Annotated in this window: 12 protein-coding genes; 9 read left to right on the forward strand and 3 right to left on the reverse strand. The window is 45.6% G+C overall.

All coding sequences use genetic code 11. From position 1 onward, the window contains the following. Nucleotides 1-8 precede the first annotated feature (8 nt). The 8 genes from HUJ21_RS15250 to HUJ21_RS15285 all read left to right on the forward strand — a co-directional run bounded on the left by HUJ21_RS15250 (nt 9) and on the right by HUJ21_RS15285 (nt 14,233). Entirely contained in the window at nt 9-1,688 is a 1,680-nt protein-coding gene (locus tag HUJ21_RS15250; protein ID WP_291371252.1) for a RagB/SusD family nutrient uptake outer membrane protein, read from the forward strand. Between the two features lie 11 nt (nt 1,689-1,699). Continuing rightward, complete coding sequence (locus HUJ21_RS15255) at nt 1,700-3,505, forward strand: FAD-dependent oxidoreductase (protein ID WP_291371254.1); 1,806 nt, start codon at nt 1,700-1,702, stop codon at nt 3,503-3,505. A 37-nt stretch (nt 3,506-3,542) separates the two neighbouring features. After that, nucleotides 3,543-5,210: an FAD-dependent oxidoreductase gene (locus HUJ21_RS15260; protein WP_291371256.1), complete on the forward strand. Its 1,668-nt coding sequence runs from the start codon at nt 3,543-3,545 to the stop codon at nt 5,208-5,210. A gap of 165 nt (nt 5,211-5,375) precedes the next feature. After that, a complete protein-coding gene (locus tag HUJ21_RS15265) occupies nt 5,376-7,085 on the forward strand; it encodes an FAD-dependent oxidoreductase (protein WP_291371257.1) in 1,710 nt (569 codons plus the stop codon). A 197-nt stretch (nt 7,086-7,282) separates the two neighbouring features. Continuing rightward, on the forward strand, nt 7,283-8,680 hold the full coding sequence (locus HUJ21_RS15270; protein WP_291371259.1) for a Gfo/Idh/MocA family oxidoreductase: 1,398 nt from the start codon (nt 7,283-7,285) through the stop codon (nt 8,678-8,680). Nucleotides 8,681-8,723: 43 nt separating this feature from the next. Then, nucleotides 8,724-10,412 carry an FAD-dependent oxidoreductase gene (locus tag HUJ21_RS15275; protein WP_291371261.1) on the forward strand — a complete coding sequence of 563 codons (1,689 nt, stop codon included), beginning with the start codon at nt 8,724-8,726 and terminating at the stop codon, nt 10,410-10,412. Nucleotides 10,413-10,417: 5 nt separating this feature from the next. Continuing rightward, the gene (locus tag HUJ21_RS15280; protein WP_291371263.1) at nt 10,418-12,196 is read left to right on the forward strand and encodes an arylsulfatase; all 1,779 of its coding nucleotides are present in this window, start codon (nt 10,418-10,420) and stop codon (nt 12,194-12,196) included. 15 nt (nt 12,197-12,211) lie between these two features. Next, the gene (locus HUJ21_RS15285; protein WP_291371265.1) at nt 12,212-14,233 is read left to right on the forward strand and encodes an FAD-dependent oxidoreductase; all 2,022 of its coding nucleotides are present in this window, start codon (nt 12,212-12,214) and stop codon (nt 14,231-14,233) included. 458 nt (nt 14,234-14,691) lie between these two features. Here the strand turns inward: HUJ21_RS15285 and HUJ21_RS15290 are convergent, their stop codons facing one another. From HUJ21_RS15290 to HUJ21_RS15300, 3 genes are all read right to left on the reverse strand, one after another. Further along, nucleotides 14,692-15,237, reverse strand: coding sequence for a hypothetical protein (locus HUJ21_RS15290; protein ID WP_291371267.1), 546 nt, complete (start codon nt 15,235-15,237; stop codon nt 14,692-14,694). Continuing rightward, a complete protein-coding gene (locus HUJ21_RS15295; protein WP_291371269.1) occupies nt 15,227-16,876 on the reverse strand; it encodes a hypothetical protein in 1,650 nt (549 codons plus the stop codon). Before HUJ21_RS15295 ends, HUJ21_RS15290 begins: the two co-directional genes overlap by 11 nt. Before the next feature lie 416 nt (nt 16,877-17,292). After that, nucleotides 17,293-17,724, reverse strand: coding sequence for a VOC family protein (locus HUJ21_RS15300; RefSeq protein WP_291371271.1), 432 nt, complete (start codon nt 17,722-17,724; stop codon nt 17,293-17,295). A 216-nt stretch (nt 17,725-17,940) separates the two neighbouring features. Between HUJ21_RS15300 and HUJ21_RS15305 the strand changes: the two genes are divergently transcribed. Beyond that, nucleotides 17,941-19,764 (forward strand): DUF885 family protein, encoded by a 1,824-nt coding sequence (locus HUJ21_RS15305; RefSeq protein ID WP_291371273.1) that lies wholly within the window; start codon nt 17,941-17,943, stop codon nt 19,762-19,764. Nucleotides 19,765-19,864: the final 100 nt, after the last annotated feature.

Raw genomic sequence — 19,864 nt, forward strand, 5'->3', positions numbered from 1 at the left:
AGGAACCGATGAAAAATCTAATTAAATATATATTATTGATTCCCGTTCTATTCTTCTCTGCTTCTTGTGAAGATGAGTTTTTGGAGCGGATGCCGCTGGATTCTCCATCCAGTGAGACGTATTTTGAAAATGAAACCGAATTGGAAATGGCCGTGACCGGAGTGTATAACCGTCTTTGGTATTGGCCTGCAGGAATTGCCTGGTTTTTGTCTTTCGATTTTGCCTCTGATGATGGCTGGGACCGAAACGGGAGTACCCTTCAGGCCCTGGGCAGGGGAGAGCAAAATGCCGACAATGGGTTTACGAATGGTTTCTGGTCCCATTTCTACCGGGCCATTAACCGCACCAACTTCATTACCTCCAGAGGCAGCCACCTGCGGGATGAAATGGATCCGGCCAAATATGACCGGCTCGTAGGAGAAGCCAGATTTATCCGCGCCTATTTCTACGCTTACCTGGCCGAATTGTACGGAGACGTTCCTCTGGTGACAACTACACTGACCCTGGAGGAATCGCAAACGCCCAGGACCCCAAAATCTGAAGTGATTGATTTTGTAATGGACGAGCTAAATGAAATAAAGGCCTACCTGCCCATGGAAGCAACTGAAAAGGGCAGAATTACCCAGGGAACTGTCCTGGCGTTGATGTCGCGCGTGGCTTTATGGAATGAAAGGTGGGAAGAATCTGCCAGTGCAGCAAAGGAGCTTATGGATTCTCAGGCTTATTCAATTGATCCGGATTACGAAGGCATGTTTACCTTTGCGGGGGATAATTCTCCGGAGGTAATCACCCGCATCCAATATTTGAGGGGAGTACAAACGCATAATATGCCAAGAAATTTCTGGTCCAGAATGGCATTGGGCCATTCCAATAAAAAGCCGCCACAGGATTTTGTAGATACCTATGACTGCATAGATGGATTACCGATTGATGAATCGCCACTTTATGACCCACAAAGTCCCTTTGAAAACCGGGACCCCAGATTGGATTACACCTTGGTGGTACCTGGTTCCCGATTGGTTAACTGGATCTATGAAACGCATAGCGACAGCACCATGACCTGGGAATTTCAGGGAGAAGATAGCGTACGGGTACCCAATATCGAAGCACAACATGCCTATGCCTCCTTTACTGGCTACCTGTACCGCAAACATGTGGATGTGGCCAATTATCCAACAGATGTAGGGTCTACTGATCAGAACCTGACGATATTCCGCCTGGGTGAAGTTTTGTTGAATTATGCCGAAGCCAAGGTGGAACTGAACCAAATTGACGAAAGCGTTTATAATGCCATCAATGCTATCCGACAGAGAGAATCGGTTCAAATGCCACCCATTGCATCAGGAAAGACCCAGGAGGAAATGAGAAATCTGGTTCGTAAGGAAAGAAGACATGAGTTGGGTATAGAGGGATTCAGGTATTTCGATATCCGCAGGTGGGGCATTGCCGAAGAGGTGATTCCCGGTCCCTACCGGGGCAGGGTAAACCGATATGGTGAAGGTGGCTGGCTCAACGAGCCCCCCATGATCGATGCCATCGGCACACCTAGCTACGATCATATCAGCAATGCGGATGAAATGGTGGTTGTAGAAACCCGGGATTTCAATCCCAACAGGGATTACCTTTGGCCCATACCCCGAATTGAACTGGAAACCAATACAGCATTGACCCAGAATCCGGGTTATTGATACCGGAGCTGATGCTGAAAATTGATAATTTCAGGGATTCCTTCCCCAAACGGTTGGGGCAGGAATCCCTTCCCATACCTATTAATGCTGCCCAGGCAAAAGGAGCAAAGAAATGTCTTGCTTTTTTCCTTCAGATCATCCTTTGCGCCATTCTTTGCATTGGCCAGTCTCCTAAGGTGTTCTCTCAGGTTAGCAAGTATGACCTGGTGGTTTATGGTGGGACTTCCGCTGGGATCACCGCCGTCATACAAGCAGCTAGAATGGGTAAGCAAGTCGTGTTGATCGAATCCGGAAACAGGCTGGGAGGGCTTACTACCGGTGGTCTGGGACAAACGGATATCGGAAACAAGCAAGCGATCGGGGGAATAGCCCGCGAGTTTTACCAAAATATAAAGCTGTACTACGATCAGCCTGAAAACTGGATATGGCAGGAAAAGAAAAATTACAAAGGAGTGGCCTATTCCCGTTCTGAAGAGGGAGAGGAAACCATGTGGACCTTTGAGCCTTCTGCAGCTTTGCACGTTCTGGAAGAGATGATTGCCAATGAAAGTTCCATTACCCTCGTCTATGATGAAAGACTAAACCGCAAGACCGGCGTAATAATGAAAAACCAAAGCATAAAAGCACTGGAGATGGAAAGCGGGAAACGAATTTATGGGAGCATGTTCATTGATGCCAGCTATGAAGGAGACCTGATGGCAGCGGCAAACGTATCCTATACGATTGGCAGGGAAACCAATCACCTTTATGGAGAAACTCTCAATGGTGTTCAGGCCAATACATATGGTGTTACCCTAGGCGGAAAACCGGCTAAGAATGGGAGAAATCATAATTTGGTGGATGGGGTGGACCCTTACATCGTGCTTGGTGATCCGGATTCCGGATTGCTTCCCTTCATTTCTTCTACAGGACCGGGAATTGATGGTAGCGGGGACGCAAAAATTCAGGCCTATTGTTTTCGGATGACACTGACAGATCATCCTGAAAACAGGGTTCCCTTTGAAAAGCCGGCTTCCTATGATGAGGCAAATTATGAATTGTTATTCAGGAATTACGAAGTGGCAGGAGACCTGGAGAAAATGTATGATTATGGAACCCCTTACCTTCCCTGGGCCAATTCGGCCATGCCCAACCGGAAAACAGATACCAATAACAAACATGGCTTTTCGACCGATTTTATCGGGCAAAATTATGCTTATCCTGAGGCCAACTACGAAGTAAGAGAAAAAATCACGCAAGCACACAGGGAATACCAAAAGGGCCTGATGTGGACGCTGGCTTATCATCCCAGAATCCCTCAGCTAGTGCGTGATGAGGTTTCAAAATGGGGCACTTGCAAGGATGAATTCGCTCGGGAGGATGGCTGGCCTGCGCAGCTTTACATAAGAGAGGCCCGTAGGATGGTGAGTGATTACGTCATGACCCAACACCATTGTGAAGGGCTGGAAGTAGCTGAGGACCCTATCGCTCTGGCCGCCTATGGAATGGATTCCCATCACGTACAGCGGTATGTGGATGCCAATGGCTTTGTAAAAAACGAGGGGAATGTGGAAGGTAGCGTGCCTGGACCTTATCCCATAAGTTACCGATCCATTGTTCCTAAAAAGAGTGAAGCGAAAAATCTCTTGGTTCCTGTTTGTCTAAGTGCCTCACATATTGCCTTTGGTTCAATTCGCATGGAACCGGTATTTATGGTTCTGGGTCAGTCGGCAGCTATAGCAGCTTCCCTGGCAATTGATGCCAAAAGCAGTGTACAGGCTGTTCCATATCAGCTCTTAAGAAATGAATTAATTACCTACAGGCAGAGACTTGAATAACTACTGCCAGGTAGCAAATTATAAAACCCAAACTGACATGCATTATCTGATTTTAACCATTTGTTTGCTGCTGGAAACGGGACCTGTCCGGGTTGGAATGGCGCAGAATGAGCCATATGACCTGGTTATCTACGGAGGAACATCCGCAGGCGTTGCAGCAGCGATTCAGGCTTCCCGTTTGGACAAATCTGTCGTCCTCATTGAACCTTCCAGCAGGTTGGGAGGGCTGACCACAGGTGGTCTGGGCCAGACGGATATAGGCAACAAACAAGCCATTGGAGGAATAGCAAGGGAATTTTACCAAAATATCCGGAAGCATTACGAGCATCCCGAAAACTGGAAATGGCAATCCCCGGAGGAGTATCAGGACGGCGGCCAGACCCGTACTGCAGCAGGAGAGGATGCCATGTGGACCTTCGAGCCTTCAGCTGCCCTGGAGGTATACGAGCAAATGATTGCTGCCGAAAACATAGATATCTTTTATAATCAAAGGTTAGACCGCTCCGACCGAGGTGTGAGCAAATCCGGGGGCAGGATTCAATCCATTACCATGGAAAGCGGAAAGACCTATTCCGGAAAAATGTTTATGGATGCGACTTACGAGGGAGACTTGATGGCAACCGCAGGTGTTAGTTATACCGTAGGTCGGGAGAGTAATGAGGAATATGGGGAAACGGTGAACGGCGTTCAGGCAAACCACTGGAGCATTACGCTGAAAGGCAATTTGTCCAAAAATGCTGCCAACCATAATTTTGTACCAGGAGTGGATCCCTATGTGGAAAAAGGCAATCCTGAAAGTGGTCTGTTGCCTTACATTATTGAAGGCGGTCCAGGTATAGATGGAAGGGGTGATAAAAAAGTACAGGCTTATGGTTTTCGCATGTGCCTGACAGACCATCCTGAAAACAGGATCCCTTTTGAAAAACCCCCGGGTTACGAAGAAATTAATTACGAATTGCTTTTTCGGAATTATGAGGCAGGAGAAACCAGGCTTCCCTGGATCAATTCTCCCATGCCCAACCGCAAGACGGATACCAATAATAACCATGGCTTTTCTACGGATTTTACTGGACAGAACCACGCATACCCGGAAGCTTCCTATGAGGAAAGGGAAAAAATCATCGAAGCCCATAGAAATTACCAAAAGGGTCTGATGTGGAGCCTGGCCTATCATCCCAGAATGCCTGAAAAAATCCGCAATGTAGTATCACAATGGGGTACCTGTAAGGATGAATTTGAACGGGAAGATGGCTGGCAAAACCAATTGTATATTAGAGAGGCCAGAAGAATGGTAAGTGATTATGTAATGACCCAACACCACTGTGAAGGGCTGGAAGTCGCTGACGATGCAGTGGGCCTGGCAGCTTACGGCATGGATTCCCATAATATCCAACGGTATGTTGACCACAATGGCTATGTACAGAATGAGGGAAATGTGCAGGCATCTGTGAAAGGTCCCTATCCAATCAGCTACAAATCCATTATACCCAAAAAAGGGGAAGTCAATAACCTGTTTGTTCCTGTATGCCTGAGTGCCACACACATTGGGTTTGGTTCCATTCGTATGGAACCCGTATTTATGGTGCTGGGCCAATCTGCTGCTATTGCTGCTTCCATTTCCATAGACAATGACCTTACCGTTCATGATTTACCCTACAATAAATTAAAAACAGAATTAATAGCCCACAAACAAAGGCTGGAATAATAAAAATTGCTTAGATTCAATCTATTATAATTACTTAGATTCCGTTTATTAAAACATCAAAATACATGAAATCGACACGATTAAAATAATCATTAATCACATTGGGCCATGATTATTTTAATCGTCAAAGATTCCATATGACCCCTAAAAAACAATAATAATCATATGAAAAGTCTATTACTCGCTTTATGTTTCCTTTTTTCAGTTCTGGCCTTTCATCCGGCCCTGGGACAAAACCAATCTTATGATATCGTCATTTACGGAGGAACATCTGCCGGAGTAGCCGCCGCCATTCAAAGTTCCCGCATGGGCAAATCCGTGATCCTGATCGAACCCTCCAATCATGTTGGAGGGCTGACCACCGGAGGCCTGGGAGCAACAGATATTGGCAATAAGCAAGCCATAGGTGGGATCTCCAGGGAGTTTTACCAGGGGATCAAAAGCTATTATGACAATCCGGACAACTGGACCTGGCAGGACCGGTCAGATTACTTTACCCGTCCTGATCAGGGAAGGTCCAAAGAGGGGGAAGATGCCATGTGGACCTTTGAACCCTCTGCAGCCAAAGCGGTATACGAACAGATGATGGCTGCCGAAGACATCAGGTTGGTGACCGGAAAGCGCCTGGACCGGGCCAATGGAGTGGAATCACAAAATAACCGCATTACTGCCATTACCATGGAAAGTGGTGAAACCTATAAGGGCAAAATGTTTATGGATGCTACCTACGAAGGGGATTTGCTGGCAGCTGCGGGGGTGAGTTATATGGTGGGAAGAGAGGCCAATAGCGAATTTGGTGAAACCCTAAACGGAGTACAGGCAAACTATTATAACAGGACCCTTAAAAACAATGTTTCCCGCAATGCCATCCACCATAACTTTATCCCAGGAGTGGATCCATACGTGGAAGAAGGAAATCCCTCCAGTGGTTTACTGCCCTTCATCATTGAGGGTGGCCCTGGGATTGACGGTACTGCTGACGATAAGCTTCAGGCATATTGCTTTAGAATGACCCTGACCGATCATCCGGATAACCGGATTCCCTTTGAAAAGCCAGACAATTACAAGGAGATCGAATACGAGCTTTTGTTTAGAAATTACGAGGCGGCCACCGGGCCTCTGGAAGAAATGTACCACTATGGTGACCCATTGGTACCCTGGATCAATACCCCCATGCCCAACCGAAAAACGGATACCAATAATCAAAAAGGTTTCTCTACGGACTTTGTAGGACAAAACCACAATTTTCCAGAGGCCAGCTATGAAGAGCGGGAAGCCATTGCGCAACGGCACCTGGAATACCAGCAAGGACTGATGTGGACACTGGCTTATCATCCCCGCATTCCGCAGAAAGTGAGGGATGTGGTCTCCAAATGGGGCATGGCAAAGGATGAATTTGAGGAAAGAGAGGGTTGGACACCCCAGCTTTATATCCGGGAGGCACGAAGAATGCGCAGCGACTATGTGGTGACCCAAAGGGATTGTGAAGGCCTGGAGCCTCCTGTAGCCGATGTAGTGGGTTTAGCCGCTTATGGCATGGACTCCCATATGGTGCAGCGCTTTGTGGATCACAATGGATACGTGCAAAATGAAGGTAACTTTGAAGCCCATGTACCTGATCCTTATCCCATTCCTTACCGGGCCATTGTTCCGAAAAAAGGGGAGTCCGCTAATTTATTGGTTCCGGTATGTGTGAGTTCAACGCATGTGGCCTTTGGGTCGATCCGGATGGAACCGGTTTTTATGGTATTGGGACAGTCTGCTGCTACTGCCGCATCTTTGGCCATAGACCAAAATGTGGCTGTTCAGGATCTGGATTACCAACTACTGGCTGCAAAGCTCAAAGAAGATCAGCAAATCCTCGAACACAAGTAAACCTTTCAGTCCTATAGTTTGATTCAGACAGGAATACTAATTTTAATCGTCAAAGATTCCCTGTCTGAAGGCAGGCATCTGACATATGAAATAAAATTATAAACACATGAAATCGAGCATGACGTAGCCGTCACACACTGGGATGACTAACAACCATGCGAGATTCCATGTGGCAAATAAAAAACAATTATAGACACATGAAACCCAACAAAACCCGCAGGTCATTTCTAAAAAGACTCAGTACTTCAGCTGCTCTGGCCGCAGGCGTCCCTTCAGCCATGGCAGCAGGCATGCGCTCATCCGCCTCTGTACAATACCTGAAACCAACCCAACAAGGAAAAATGCCGGCTGCCAATGACAACATCCGCATTGCCGTCATCGGAACCGGAGGAATGGGCATAGGTGATGTCAATACAGCCCTGATGGTAAATGGAGTTGAAGTGGTGGCTGCCTGTGACCTGTATGACGGTCGGCTTGTCCGGGCCAAAGAGCTTTGGGGAAAGGACTTGTTTACCACCAAGGATTACCGGGAAATCCTGGAGAGATCTGATGTAGATGCCGTAATCAATGCCACGACAGACCATTGGCACCAGAAAATATGTCTGGATGCCATGGAAAAAGGCAAACATGTCTATTGCGAAAAACCCATGGTCCAAAAATCTGAAGACGGGCATGCGATTATACAAATGCAGCAAAAGACCGGTAAAGTATTTCAGGTAGGTAGCCAATACGTGAGCTCCATCATTCATGCCAAAGCAAAGGAACTGATTGATGCCGGGGAAATCGGAGAAATAAATTTTGCAGAGGCTCAAATAGACCGGCACAGTGCCAGAGGAGCCTGGCAGTATACGGTTCCTTTGGATGCCTCACCTGAAACGGTTGATTGGGATACTTATCTGGGACAGGCTCCAGACAGACCCTGGGATCCTTTGCGCTTTTTTCGGTGGAGAAATTACCGGGATTATGGTACCGGGGTAGCGGGTGACCTCTACGTTCACATGCTGTCCATGCTGCACTTTGTCACTGGGTCTAAAGGGCCGAATCGGGTGCTTGCCACCGGTGGTCTTCGGTATTGGAAAGACGGCAGGGACGTTCCTGACCTTCATTTGGGTTTATTTGATTACCCGGATTCTCCAGAACATCCTGCCTTCAATCTGGCATTACGCACCAATCTGGTCAGTGGAGGAGGGGATAATTTTCTTTTTCGGATCGTAGGGTCCGAAGGGGATATTTCAATAGGGTTTTCTGGATTAACACTGCGAAAAACACCTTTTCCCAAAGATCCGGGAATGTCTCTCAACAGCTTCCCCGAAGCCATGCAGGAGGCTATAAAGGCAGATCACTATAAAAAATACCCGCCCAAAGCTTCTTTGGTAGGCCCTTCGCAGTTTGAGTTTAAGGTTCCCCCTGATTACAAAGGAGACCGGTACGAGCACTTTGTTAATTTCTTTGACTCCATCCAAACCGGAAAACCAGTCGTCGAAGATGCGGTATTCGGCCTTAGGGCCTCCGGACCCACGGAAGCAGGAAATATCAGTTATTTTGAAAAGAAAATAATGGGCTGGGATCCTGAGAAAATGGAATTAAACCCATAAACACAGTAAACGAAAATCTACAAGCGCTATAATTTATTAAAGTATGATACATTTACAAACATTTAAAAGTGCCCTGTTGGCCCTTTCTTTGCTATTCGCTTTTATTGCCTGTGGCCCGGCCGAAGAGCAGGAAGAAATTACAGACGTAATCGTCTACGGAGGTACATCCGGAGCAATTACTGCAGCCATTCAGGCAAAAAAAATGGGAAAATCCGTTATCGTAATCTCTCCGGATACGCATCTGGGGGGGCTGACTGCCGGCGGCCTGGGCTGGACCGATACGGGTAAAAAAGAAGTCATCGGTGGCCTGTCCAGGGAGTTCTACCAACGCGTCTATAACAAATACCAGGAGGAAGATGCCTGGAAATGGGAAGATCGGGCAGATTTTGGCAATCAGGGTCAGGGAACTCCCGCCATTGACGGGGAGTTTCGTACCATGTGGATATTTGAACCCCATGTGGCTGAAGAGGTATATGATGAGTGGGTAGAAGAGCTGAATATTGAAATTTTGCGGGATGAATGGCTGGACCGGGAAAACGGCGTTACGGTAGAAGATGGCAAAATTACTGCCATCCGGACCCTAAGTGGGAAGGAATTTAAAGGTAAAATGTTTATCGATGCCACCTATGAAGGCGACCTGATGGCAGCTTCCGGCGTATCTTACCATGTAGGTCGGGAGGCCAATAGTGTGTATGATGAGGAATGGAACGGGGTACAGACTGGTGTTTTCCATCACAGACACCACTTCAAAGTGCTGGACCAGCCCATAGATCCCTATTGGATACCTGGTGATCCTTCTTCCGGACTACTACCCAGAATCAGTGAGGAAGATCCTGGCGTAAAAGGTGAAGGGGACAATAAGGTACAGGCTTACTGCTTCCGGACCTGCATGTCCAACCACCCCGATAACCGGGTACCCTTCCCAAGGCCTGATAATTATGATTCTACCCAATATGAATTGCTAGTAAGAATTTTTGATGCCGGATGGAGGGAATGGTTCGGGAAATTCGACATGATCCCCAACCGTAAAACCGACACCAACAACCACGGACCCTTCAGCTCGGATAATATCGGTATGAACTACGATTACCCGGAAGCGAGTTATGAACGCAGAAAAGAAATCATTCAGGAACACGAAGATTACCAAAAGGGTCTGCTTTATTTTGTCGCCAATGACCCCAGGGTGCCGAAAGAAACCCAGGAGGAATTTCAGCAATGGGGATTGGCCAAAGATGAGTTTACCGATAACGGCAACTGGCCCCATCAGATTTATGTCAGGGAGGCAAGGCGCATGATTGGGAAATACGTGATGACTGAAAATGAGTTGTTGCAGAAAAAACCTACCCCTGAATCTGTAGGGATGGGTTCTTATACCATTGATTCACACAATATTCAGCGGTATGTGGACGAAAATGGCCACGTTCACAATGAAGGCGATATCGGGGTTTCTTTGCCTCAGCCTTACGAAATTGCTTTTGGTTCACTTGTGCCTAAGAAAGAAGAGATCCAAAATCTCGTTGTTCCGGTAGCGGTATCTGCCAGCCATATTGCCTTCGGTTCCATTCGGATGGAACCGGTATTTATGATCTTGGGACAATCGGCTGCTACAGCGGCTGTAATGGCCATGAACCAGGATATCGCTGTGCAGGATCTTTCCTATGCAGCTTTGAAGGAACAATTGCTGCAGGATGGACAAGTCCTAACTTTAGCCGACAGAATCGCTTCCAATTAACTTTCATGCCCTTCCACCGAGAACCCCTATTCGTTTTTTTCCTGAGTCTTTTCTGCTGCATGGGTTGTGATCAGCCCGTGCAGCAACAAGCCTCCAGCCCTCCGAATGTGGTCATCTTTTTATCCGATGACCAGGGTTGGGGGGACCTGAGCCACAGCGGCAATACCAACCTGCATACACCAAATATTGATCAGTTGGCACAAAATGGATTGAGTTTCGACCGCTTTTATGTGGAACCGGTTTGTTCACCTACACGGGCCGAGTTACTAACCGGAAGGTACCACCTGAGGGGAGGAGTCAGGGGTACCTCAGCTGGAGAGGAGCGATTGGACTTGGATGAAACCACCTTTGTTGATCTGTTTCAGGAAGCAGGCTATGCCACAGCAGCTTTCGGAAAGTGGCACAATGGCATGCAGCATCCCTATCATCCCAATGCACGGGGGTTTGACTATTTTTATGGTTTTTGCTCCGGACATTGGGGCGATTATTTTAGTCCTCCCCTGGAGGAAAACGGCAAGCTGGTAAAGGGGGAAGGATATCTCGTGGATGACTTGACCAACAAAGCCCTGGAATTTATAGAAGACAAGCAAGATGCCCCATTTCTGGTATACCTTCCTTACAATACTCCCCATTCTCCCATGCAGGTACCAGGCCAATGGTGGGATAAATTTGAAGCTAAGGAATTGGAAATGGTTTTGCCTGCAAATCAAAATGAAGATTTACAATTTACCAAAGCTGCGCTGGCCATGTGTGAAAACATAGACTGGAATGTGGGTAGGGTAATGGGCAAACTGGAAGAATTGGGATTGGAAGAAAATACCATTGTGATCTACCTCAGCGATAATGGCCCCAACAGCTTTCGCTGGAATGGAGGCATGAAAGGCAGAAAGGGTTCCACTGACGAAGGTGGGGTTCGAAGTCCCTTTTTTATCCAATGGCCAGGCAGGCTACCGCAGGGAAAATCCATTCCACAAATAGCAGGAGTCATTGATCTTTTGCCCACTTTAGTGGATTTGACCGGCATTAGTCCTTCTTTAGATAAGCCGTTGGATGGTAAAAGCCTGGCTCCCATCATGTTGGAAGACAATCCCCATTGGGAAGACAGGATGATCTTTAACCATTGGAATGGAAATACCAGTGTCAGGACCCAGCATTATCGCATGGACCCTGAGGGCAAACTTTATGATATGGAGGCCGATCCCGGGCAATCTACTGATATTGCCGCTGAGTATCCGGAAATTGCCAGGCAACTTAGCCTTGCGAAAACAGATTGGAATGAGGAAATGGCTGCTGAGTTTGATGGAAATGCCAGACCCTTTACCCTTGGCTACCCGGGAGCTACCTATACCCAAATGCCAGCAAGAGATGCTGACCCTCATGGAAATATACAGCGCAGCAACCGATTCCCCAATGACTCCTTTTTTACCAACTGGAGCAGCACGCAGGATAGCATTACCTGGAATGTGGAGGTCATGGAAGCCGGTGAATTTGCCGTTGAAGTGTATTATACCTGTAGTGAAAAGAATCTGGGTTCCAGAATCCAACTTTCTGTCGGTGGAAATCAGGTTCAGGCACAGGTAAAAGAGGCCCATGACCCTCCTCTAAGGGGGATGGAGAACGATCGTGTGGAAAGAATGGAGTCCTATGTAAAAGACTTTAAACCCATGCCCATGGGTAGAATCAAATTGGAAAAGGGAAGATCCGAATTGGTACTGAAGGCCCTGGAGATCCCGGGTGACCAGGTCATGGATGTGCGGCTATTGCTGTTTAAAAGAATCAATTAACAAAATTCCAATATCATGAAAAACTTAATTGTATCATTTTGTTTTGTCCTTGCTTTCCTAACCATTTCCTGTTCTACGAATAAGGAGTCTGAAGTAGAAAACTATGATGTAGTGGTTTATGGAGCCAATTCTGCCGGTATCATTGCTGCCTATACGGCAAAAACCATGGGAAAATCGGTTTTGTTAATCGAGCCCAGCCTTCATTTGGGTGGTTTGACCACGGGGGGATTGGGCTATACCGATATTGGCAACAAATATGCGGTGACAGGATTATCAAGGGATTTTTACCGGAGACTGGGAGATCATTATGGCAAGTTTGAACAGTGGATATTTGAACCCAGTGTGGCGAAAAAAACCTTTCAGGAGGAATACCTGGACAGGGCAGGGATTGAAGTGCAATACGATTACCGTGTTATCGAGGCCATTAAAGAAGATGGTTTTATCAAGGGAATTCAACTGGAAAAATCCAGTGATCCCTCCCAGGATCACCGATCTGTATCTGGAAAAATGTTTATTGATGCCACCTATGAGGGGGACCTTATGGCCATGTCGGGTGTAAGTTATGCTATCGGCAGGGAAGCCAATGAGGTCTATGGAGAGACCTATAACGGCGTACAGCTAATGAACGGCCACCAGTTTCCGGATGGCATAGATCCATACAAGACTCCGGGTGACCCCTCCAGCGGATTACTATGGGGTATCAGTGAAGATGAGCTGGAACCGGATGGGACCGGAGACGATAAAATTCAGGCCTACAATTACCGGATCTGCCTGACCAATGACCCGGCCAATAGGGTGGAGATCACCGAACCGGAAGGGTATGATCCAGCCATGTTTGACCTGCTGGTCCGGCTTTTTGAAGCCCAACCCGACCGAAAAAGTCTCAATAATTATTTTATCTGGAGCCACATGCCCAACCATAAAACAGACATCAATAACCGGGGCGGCTTTTCCACTGATATGATTGGCATGAATCATGAGTATCCCGAAGCGGATTACGAACGCAGGCAGGAAATCATAGATGCCCATACCCATTACACCAAATCCCTGCTTTATTTTTACAAAACAGACCCCCGCGTACCCGCAGAAATCCAGGAGCAAATGCAGGAATGGGGATACCCCAAAGACGAATATGTGGATAATGGAAACTGGACGCCACAGCTTTATGTGAGGGAAGTGAGAAGAATGATAGGTGAATATGTCATGACCCAGGCCAATTGTGTAGGAGATGAGGTGGTGGAGGATGGTATTGGCATGGCTGCCTACACCATGGACTCCCACAATATTCAGCGGATCGTGATCGAAAAGGAGGGTAAAAAGATGGTTAAAAATGAAGGAAATGTGGAAATAGGTGGTTTTGGGCCATACCCCATTGCCTACCGCTCCATAATCCCTCAGGCCGAAGAAGCCAAAAACCTGTTTGTCCCGGCGGCCATGTCGGCCAGCCATATTGCCTTTGGATCTATCCGCATGGAGCCGGTATTTATGGTATTGGGGCAATCATCTGCAGTGGCGGCCTGTATGGCCATTGACGGGGAGCTGTCGGTTCAGGAAGTTGATGTGTCGGCCCTTCAGGAAGAGTTGGAATCCAATCCTCTGGCAGATGGGAGTACGGCAGATATCCTGGTGGACAATGATGATGAAGGTATGGTGACGGTGACCGGGGACTGGGAACAGGTGAGTAGGGGAGGTTACGGCCCGAGTTTTCTTAGGGATGAATCCGGGGGTAGTAGTGATAAATCCGTTCGATTCACCGCGGCAGTGCAGGATGCAGGAAAATATAATGTTTATGTTTATTTCTCCAGAACACAGGAGGCCAGTTCCCAAACTCATATCCTACTTGGCGATGGATTTGAAGAGCATGAAATGTTGGTAAAAGAAGAAGACATCAGGGTAGAGGGTCAAACTTCCGGGGAATGGGTACATTTGGGAGACTTTGAATTAAAATCCAATACTTCCCCATTTGTGGAAGTTTCCAATAAAGATGCAAATGGGGCAGTGGTAGCCGATGCGGTGTTGTGGGTACCTGTGAGGTGATGGTCTGATTATCTGATGGTTTGATGGTCTGATTTGTTAATAGGCAGATTATTTGATGGAATTTAATACAGTTTATGCCAGGAGAAATATGGTGCTCGGTGAAGTAGGTTTACTGGGTGAAGTTTGCAACTTCACCCTCATATCTTCGGGTTTATAAACAGATAAGACTTGGCAAAAAGCCATTCGCAATGGCCGAATGTACCTGCTATTTAAAACCGCAAAAACATTTACGTACTTTCATGAAACCCGGCATTACAAATGCCTCGTTCTTGTAAGTCAAGGGATAAAAGGGATGTAGATACAATCTACACCCAATACGGTATGTATTAAAATGCAAAATCCATTCGCTACTATTTATTTGAAAAATAATTTTCGGGTAAATGCAAATGGCCTTTTAACCAAATAGAAGCCAAAGGCTTGCTACCATGAGCCTTGTATTAAAATTAATCAAACAGGCCTTAATATTTGTTTTCTGCTTGTAAGGCGGTCAGGTCAATTTGGGATGGAATTCCAGCAGGAAACCGGCTGTAAAGCAAAAGTTTATTGGGGTTTTCACTCCAGTCGACATAGTTGAAGCCTGATTTTTCCCAACTTTTGGCAGACATTATTCCTGCAACATCAACTGCTGAAAATAAAACACCAATGACCAATGCGGACCCTCCATATGGGATGCCTGCCGCCATCATTACTAGGTTCGGGGCCAACATAAGAAAACCCGCATTGTAATTTTTTGGTTTATAGATGATTACCCGGGCATGGGATACTTCAGTTTTTGTAATAAGACGTAAGGTCTGAGAAAGTACTACCATGGTGTCATTTCTGAACCCAATCAATTCACCAGCAAAATAATTATTGTTGGTATCCATACCCGATATATAACTACCATAGGGATGGCTGGACAAACTAATGCGATCCACTTCCATTCCATTCGGAACAGGAACGGAGTTTATTTTACATGCTGCCAGGGAAAATACCAGAGCAATACAAATTTTTTTAATAATCATTACCCGGTGTACCATTGCCTGAAATCCTGGTGTTCCAAAATATTTCTTCCATTTTAGGCTCTATAGCCTTAAATGGCAATGCCATCTCCTTCAAAAATTTCTCAGGATGAAGCATTGCCCGCCTTGCTCCTTGAAGATTTTGGTCTTCCAACCACTCTTCTCGCATCCATTCAATATAATATCCTTTACTTTCAACGAAATATTCCCTATCCTTTCGGTAAGTTATACCGTAATCCAGGGTATAAGCTTCTCCCGGGAAAGTAACCAGGTATCCGTCGCCCTTAAGTTTACTCAACGCAACCGTATCTGCCAAATTGGTAGTATTGGATTTTACCTGAAGGGGAACATGTATTTCCGGTGCTACCTTTCGCTCCAAAACGGCTAGATTTAAAGTATTGATCCTCCACAATCCCTGGTTTAGTTTAAGTTTTATCTTTATAATCGGGGTATCTAACAATGGGAGGGTAACAAGATGGGAGTCCGTGACAATTGGACCGTCTTCTGCAATTTTATCAAGGAAAATCCAGTTTCCTTTATCATTTAAATAAAAAACTTCTATCCCACCAAGTAACTCCTGGAAAGCCCTTACTTTTTTGGAAAGTCCTGGTTCTGAAGTTTCCATTCCTGCCAGGTAATGACTGCTGGCATTGCCCATAAGAGAAAAAAAATGATAAAATAGAAAGGTAGTCATTAAGGTTTGTCGCTTTTCAATAATTAATCCCGAACTGACCCCTGGATTGCTGAATTCCAAAAATAAAGTTTCCTTCTTTAACAAATTAAAAGTGTCAGCAAGACTAAACCATTCTTTATCATCTTTCGTCGCAACAAAATCCGTTATCAATTGAGAATGATAGGTTGCTTTTAGAGGATTTTCTATGTCTTTTACTTCGTGGAAATCACCATTTGAGGATTGAAAAACCCTGTTTACTTCATTTTTCCTTAGCGAGAGCAAATTGACTTTATTAACCAAGTGTGTTTCCAGGGCTTCATTTTTCAAGATTAGTTGTAAAGGAGCCCCATCTTCCATGTTTAAATCTATCAAATCTATGTCTGTGTCTTCAAAAGATTTGGAAATACTAGACGAAAAACCCTCTCCGACCAGGTTTTGTACATCTAATCCGGAAACATAGAAGGTCGGGCAGGATCCAAAACAGGCTTTGGGGTTGATACTACAGTAGAGGGAAAAGGCACCTGTTGTAAGACCTACCAAAACCATTGCCGCCACACCTGGGTTGTTTCCCTTTTGATTGGTTTCCAGAATGACAATCTCATCAAACGGAATCAAAAATTGGGTATGAATACGTTCGGACTCAGAAGGACTTAAACCTGTTCCACCCCTGGTTTCAATTAAATTTCGGTTATAATCCAAATGATTTCCAAAACCGAAAATGATTTCGTTGGGTTTGTCCACCTTCCAGGAATGAAAAATGTAAACATCTCCATTCTGCATGTGAACCTTCAGATACTCATTATTTTGGCTGTTAAGTTTTATTTCTTCTACTTGTACTAATTCCCTGCTCACCCTTTTAAAAGAACAGCCCAGAGAAAATAGGGTAAGTGTAGCCAACAAAAAGCAATTCAAGGTGTCCTTTCTTTTGACCTGCATTCTGGTAGAACTTTGAAAATTTTTCGGTTTCATGTTTTTGGTAATAAGGATTTTAAGCTAAATTTTCATCAATCCCTAAAAAAATTACGGTTAAGAATAAGGGCATTTGACTATGCCAGAACTCCATGAAACCGACAACAAGGCATTTTCAGCCTAAAAAATATATTTAATTTTGTGTTAGTTGATATATCAGGAATAATATTCTATAACCCTGTTGATTTAAAAATTAATTTATGATAATACAAGGGTTTTTTAAACATTATTTTTTGCTTTGAATAATGCTTTAGAATGAATTCCTCAGATCAATAAAATAGCAAATGCCAAAATAATTTTTATTCTAAAATTACGCTATTGGGAGTCAGGGTTTTCTTCGTTCAATTCGCGGCGTCCAGGCAAAGGATCAAAACAATAAACTAAATGGTGGTCTATTCCTTATCTTTGAATACCGTTTATGGTGTCCCTGTTTCAAAACTGACCATCCAATTGATGCCGAATTGGTCCTTCAGCATGCCAAAATAAGAACCCCAGAAAGTGTGGTCCATGGGCATGGTCTTTTTTCCGTTTTCTGAAAGGGCATTAAATAACCTGTCGGCTTCTTCCTTTGTATCTGTATGGATCGAAATGGAAAAATTATCACCAAAGGTGGCTTTTTCATAATGTTCACTGGTATCAGAACCCATCAAAGCCGTTTCCTTGCTGATGGGAAGTGCCACATGCATGATTTTGTGAGTGTCATTTTTTGACATTTTGTAGCCTTCCTGGGTTGGCATTTCTCCGAATGTACTGATAGAGGAAAATTCGCCTCCAAATACGGAGCGGTAAAATTCAAAGGCCTTTCGGCAATTGCCGTTGAAGGTGAGGTAGGTGTTGACTGTGGTCATGGTGACTGGGTTTAATGCTGAATAAATGTTTTAAGTATAAATTTAAGCTTTTCAGGCGGAAAGTAGACTTGTCTTAGGGCAAGAAATTGAGCAGCCCATGTTCTTCCAAAATTTATCGGACTTGGGCAGGGGGCTTTCCAATATGATGAAAGCTGAAGAAAAAAATAGTATTTTAGCTTTGAATTTGTCCACCAATCACCTTAACCAATAAAAGCCATGTACAAAAGCCCTAACCTTCTGCTAATCTTCATTGCGATTTTATTTTTTCAATGTACTTCCGGACCAGTTAAACAAGAAGACCAAAGTACCGAATTCAATAAGTGGCTAGATGTGCAATATGAGGAATGGCTGCAACAAAATCCGCTTCAACTTACCGCACAGGGCCGCAAGGATTTATACGATCAGCTGGATGATTTTAGTGAAGAGGGCGCTGACAAAAAGCTGGCATGGCGACAAAGTAGTGTAAAAGAAATGCTGGAAAAGTTTGACAAAGACCACCTTAATCCTGAAGCCAGGGTTTCATTCGACCTTTGGCAATACCAATACGAGATGGACAGGGAGGAAGCTGAATTCAGACTATACCCCTACATATTCAACCAGATGATGGGTGTGCATACAGGGCTGCCCAATATGCTAATCAATTACCATAAAGTGGATGACCCATCGGACATGGATGCCCTGATCAGCAGATTGGGCGAAACAGGCAGAGCCATCCGGCAACTATTGGAGCGGGCAAAAAAACAGGCAGAGGCTGGTATCAAACCCCCACGATTTGCCTATGAAATGGTAGTCCCCCAGGCGGACGCACTCATTAAGGGTCAACCTTTCGATGAAGGAGAGGAAGGTTCACCACTCTGGAACGATGCCATTGCCAAAATTGATAGTTTGAAAGCAAAAGGGAAAATCGATGAAAATCAGGCAGCAGCTTATCGTGAAGCTACCGCACAAGCTTTGAAGGAGCGATTTAAACCAGCTTATGAGGAGCTGATTGCCTGGCTGGAAGCAGAATTGCCTGGGTTGGAAGAAAAACCTACGGGTGTCAGCCGGCATCCGGATGGGGATGCTTTTTACCAACACCGCCTGAAAGCGTCTACGACCACGGACCTGACTGCTGAAGAAATCCACCAGATCGGTCTTGCTGAAGTGGAGCGCATCAAACAGGAAATGCTGGCCATCAAGGAAAAAGTCGGTTTTGAGGGTAGTTTGGAAGCATTTTTTGAGTTTATCAATACCGATGAGCAGTTTTTTTACCCCAACACGGATGAGGGCCGACAGGCTTATCTGGATGATTCCAAGGCCTTTCTTGATGCCATCACTGTCCAATTACCCAACTATTTTGGACTGCTACCCAAAGCGGAATTGCAGGTCAGAAGGGTGGAAGCTTTCCGGGAACAGGATGGCGCACCCCAGCATTATTCCAAAGGCACCCCCGATGGTTCCAGGAAGGGTACGTACTATGTCCACCTATCCGATATGAATGCCATGCCCAAATCCACCATGGAAGGAGTGGCCTACCATGAAGGGAACCCGGGCCACCACATGCAGATTTCCATTGCTCAGGAGCTGGAAGACCTCCCAAAATTCCGTACCCAATTGGGATTTAATGCCTATGTGGAAGGTTGGGCGCTTTATTCCGAGATTCTTGCCAAAGAAATGGGCGGCTATGAAAACCCCTATTATGATTTTGGCAGGCTGGTCAATGAAATCTGGCGGGCCATACGTTTGGTGGTAGATACCGGACTGCATGCCAAGGGATGGACAGAACAAGAGGCTATCCAATACTTTTCAGACAATTCCTCCATTTCCCAGGGGGCCATCAAAGCTGAGGTCAGGCGATATATGGTCATGCCAGGGCAAGCCACCGGCTATAAGGTTGGCATGCTTAAAATCCAGGAGCTCCGGGCCATGGCAGAAGATGAACTGGGGGATCAGTTTGATTTGCGCCAGTTTCACGATACCGTGCTGGGTGGAGGAGCCCTGCCTTTGGATATATTGGAAGATGAAATAAAGCGGTGGATTGCCGGGGTAAAAAAGGGATAAAACTTGTTTTACAATAGTCGATAACCTTTGAGGTCTTTGAGACCTCGAAGGCCATATGTTTGCAAAAGTAATAGCATAAGTTTCGGAAAATCATTAGTTT

This window comes from Cyclobacterium sp. (genome assembly GCF_014762705.1).
Lineage (GTDB): Bacteria > Bacteroidota > Bacteroidia > Cytophagales > Cyclobacteriaceae > Cyclobacterium.